The sequence below is a fragment of the Nostoc favosum CHAB5714 genome (genome assembly GCF_020829495.1).
Taxonomy (GTDB): domain Bacteria; phylum Cyanobacteriota; class Cyanobacteriia; order Cyanobacteriales; family Nostocaceae; genus Nostoc; species Nostoc favosum.
In genome coordinates this window covers 1-3,967 of record NZ_JAIVFQ010000213.1, presented here as the reverse complement: position 1 = coordinate 3,967, position 3,967 = coordinate 1, and the positions used below count along the sequence as shown (strand labels likewise).

Below are 3,967 nucleotides of genomic sequence, written 5' to 3'. Positions count from 1 at the left end.
CCGTACATGCGCTGCTTGGTTTCAGTTTCATATTTGTGCTGATAAATCCGCGCGCCTGCCTTTCGGGCTATTTCGAGCGTTTGATCGGTGCTGAAGGAATCCAGAATGACGATGTCGTCACACCAGGACAGTGATGCCAGACAGGCCGGAAGACTTGCTTCCTCATTTAGCGTCATGATCAGGACAGATACTGACACGTGAACACTCCATTCGTAGGTGCTAAACCGGGTCCGACAATATGCCGGGTTTCGGTTGCGCCGATTGATGATTTGTGCCGAAGTTCTTGCTCGCCTCCGCGCGGAGAAGAACTGGCGAAACAGGATTGAGCTGGCCCATAGTTACCGGACGCATACGGACGGTGTTGCTGGTGCCATTCGACATGAAGACAAACGCCGAATGAATGGCGACCGGTATGAACAGTCCAAATGTCATGAGGTAATTGGAGGCTCCCAACAGAACACCGACGGCCCCGACGCCACCGCAGATCGCAGACGATGCCACAATGATGTTTGTGGTCATCGCGTGGGAATGCGACCTGTCCAGCAGCAAGTGATGCAGATGCCAGCGATCAGCCGTTAGCGGATTGCGCCCCGCATGCAGCCTTCTCACGATAAGACTGATGGTATCTGTGACCGGCACAATGACGATCCAGAGCAAGACAGGAAAGGCAATCTCGCTCTGCCGCGACAAAGTGATGATCAAATAGGCAATGGCTGCACCCAGCGCTGTACTGCCAGCATCGCCAAGGAATATTTTGGCCCGTGCAGACCAGGGGCTTCGCATGTTGAATAGAAGAAAACCGCAAACCGCAGCGAGAAGAACAAGGCCGGAAACGCCCAGTTCTCCAAGTCCCTTATAAAACGAAAGCAGACTTATCCAGAAAAGGGCAGCTGCAGCACAACCACCTGCAAGTCCATCCACGCCATCAATCATGTTCCATGAATTGACCAGCCCAATAACGAACAGAATAGCAATGATTGTGAGGACAGGCAGCGCTGAACCAATAAGCGCCAGCGGCAGCATGTTTGCTACATAGATACTCGGTGCTGCCAGCGGGATTATCAGAATGGCGCTTGCCAAGAATTGCACAACGAGCCGCGTTCGCGCCGAAAGTTCCGTTCGATCGTCCATCACGCCGATGCCCAGGATTATCAGAATCCCGATCCAGAAACTGACCGGAAAAGGCGCTACGCCTCGGGAGAAAAGACTGACCAGAAAAAATGCGGAAAAGATCGCGATCCCGCCACACAACGGAACAACGTTTTCGTGTTGTTTTCGGCTATCCGGATAATCGACGAGCGCCAATGTATGGGAAGCCTTTTTGAGAAATTCTATAAGCAATACCGTCATTGACAGCGTTGCAAAACAGCTGGTGAACCAGAACAACAAGGTCTACCCCCACTTGGTCGTGCATTCACCAATGCCAAGTGTCATCACCTTCATTGTTGACGTGAATGCTTTTCCCAAAAAGGTAGCGCGACGCTCGAACCAATTCCATTTAGGAGAAAAGACGAGAAGGTCCGCCTGAAGTATGAGGTAGCATGGACCTTTTGAGTACGGTCACAAACACGGGTGCCATCATTTCTGCCCGGCACCGCATTTCCTTCACATACTTCGCGAGCAAGGCCTACTAAAGCTTTGGTATAACAAGCCTATCAGACTATATTTCCCCCGCAGGTAAAAACTTTGAACTACCGGAACTATGACCTCGGCCTGAATAAGCAAACTATCTGGCCTATCTGAAACAGCTCCAAATAATCAATCTTCGTAGTCAATCACGCCCGCGTCACTCTCAAATAACTAAGTTAATCTTTATTAATGCCATATATGCATTTCCACGTAGATCAATCTTATTGATTACTTGGGTAAAAAATAACAGAAAAAACAAAAAACTTGCAGGTCTATTCCTGCCAAAAATGGGGGCAAGTATGAACGGTAATGTACCTTTTAATATAAGTGAATGCGTGACCTACGAACCCGGAAAGAACTTTGAAAGCAAATCTGAAAATGCCATCTTCATTTATGCTGAAACGGGGGTCGTCTTTCAAGGACTTGTGAAGTCACTGGAAAGAACATTCGCTGATATTCGGATAACACTGTCGAGTTTTCTGCCGGACTCCCAGGACCCCGACATGGGCGTTGGATTGGTCCTTTTGCAGACCGAGCTGATCACCGACCTCCCGGATTGTATTGAACGCTGCAGGACATGTTTTCCGAATGCATCCATCACGCTCATGATCAATGGCGACGGATTTGCATCGCAGGGGTTGAACAGGTTGTTCTGCGACCGAAGAATCCAGGGACTGCTTCCGTTTACCTTGAAGCTCGACATCTGGCTGGCTGCCATATGGCTGCTGCTCAATGGCGGTGAATATTACCCATACGGTGCCATGCAATCGCTGGAAAAACTGGCGAAGGACGGCCACGCCCGCCATCCACAACCGTCACTGGTGGAGGGTAAAAGGGGACCGATGTCCGGCACCAAGCCAATCGATACATTGACGTTGCGCGAACATCAAATTCTCGAGCTTCTCTCCGAAGGGCTGCAAAACAAGACCATCGCTGACCGGCTCAGCCTTTCCGACCACACGGTCAAAGTCCATGTTCACAATCTCATTCGGAAGCTCAAGGTGCACAACCGCACACAGGCCGCGGCAGTATACCGTAATCACCTTGATCATGAATCTCTGCAATCGGCCTTCAGCCGCAATACCGAGCGAGCCTTCAGCCGCAATACGGAGATAACGGAATTAATGATCAATATCTGAAGGAGAGCGCCGTGAACCGGCCTGTCTCAGAATGACATGGCGCTCTTCGGATTGTTCAGCCCAACCGAACCCATCCCCACGCAACAAATGTCGGATGTTGGCTTATGAACCTGCTTTCTCCGCCGGCGGCGGGCCGTCAAACGACCTTGACCATCGACATTGTGCATGCCCTGCGCCGCGGCCGGGCCATACACAATGTCGATGCGAGTTGGATGAGCGGGCTTGGCGCGCATTCGTCAACGGCGATACGCACTGACGCGGAGTACTCCCCAACATTGCCGACATCACTCAATGTGAATATATTTCCAGTATCTTTGGTATATAAGCACTATATTTTGTATTCATATATTTATGGAAAATCATAAATATGTGAATACCAAATAATTTAAAAATAAAATACAATGAATCAATAAAATTGACTTATTTATAATTGATTCGTTATATCACCCATTCGCGCCCAGCTTGAAGCAATCCAAGGCCGAACGCATTTTATATCAAAATCAACCATTTCGGGGTAATTTTAAGCTCATCATACATCATTGGGTGAAATGACGACCACCCTGCTTAATTCCAATTTATTACGACTTAGGTTGATAATTACTATAGAGAACTACTGCAAGCTATAGTAGATTTGATTGCGAGGACAGGAAGTAAACAACAATAATACGCATCTCTAATCATAAATAAGGGTGACATACGGGGGCTTTAGCCATCATGCGGTTGACGGTTTTAGGAGAGGCTACGGTTAGTATCGGCGGGCACTTGGTCCCGCGCGCACCTACGAACTTCCTGCGCATTGTCACCTACATCCTCCTGGAGAGCAACCGCCACTCGGTATCGCGCGCTAAACTGGCACAAATACTCTGGTCGGAAACCGACCAGGCCCATGCCAGCATGAACTTACGTCAAAGCCTCGCGCGCATTCGCAGATTTCAGGAACAATTCGGCATCACCCTGATTGAAAGCGATGCTGCCTATGTCAGGCTCAATCTAGCCTCCGTCAGTCAAGGCCTTCTCGAAATAGACCTTGTCGAGTTTTTCAACTGTGCCGAACAAGGAGGCCCGGAATCCGCCCTCAAGATTTCCGAACTTTATCACGGCGATCTTCTGGCGCAGAATGAACCAGACAACTCTGATTTCGATGAATGGCTGGATATCAAACGCGCTAAACTTCGTGACGACGTGATCCTTAAGATCGG

Annotated in this window: 4 protein-coding genes; 2 read left to right on the top strand and 2 right to left on the bottom strand. The window is 49.3% G+C overall.

Going from position 1 to position 3,967, the window contains the following annotated elements; all coding sequences use genetic code 11:
* Both LC586_RS43870 and LC586_RS43865 read right to left on the bottom strand, forming a co-directional pair.
* Positions 1-197: glycosyltransferase (locus LC586_RS43870; protein WP_229491290.1), on the bottom strand; the 197-nt coding region annotated here is incomplete at its 3' end.
* A 22-nt stretch (positions 198-219) separates the two neighbouring features.
* Positions 220-1,389 (bottom strand): MraY family glycosyltransferase, encoded by a 1,170-nt coding sequence (locus LC586_RS43865; protein WP_229491289.1) that lies wholly within the window; start codon positions 1,387-1,389, stop codon positions 220-222.
* A 464-nt stretch (positions 1,390-1,853) separates the two neighbouring features.
* On the opposite strand from LC586_RS43865, the gene LC586_RS43860 reads away from it, so the two are divergent.
* Together LC586_RS43860 and LC586_RS43855 are read left to right on the top strand one after the other, a co-directional pair.
* Positions 1,854-2,768, top strand: a complete 915-nt coding sequence (locus LC586_RS43860) for a response regulator transcription factor (RefSeq protein WP_229491288.1) — start codon at positions 1,854-1,856, stop codon at positions 2,766-2,768.
* 714 nt (positions 2,769-3,482) lie between these two features.
* On the top strand, positions 3,483-3,967 hold a 485-nt coding region (locus LC586_RS43855), incomplete at its 3' end, for an AfsR/SARP family transcriptional regulator (protein WP_229491287.1).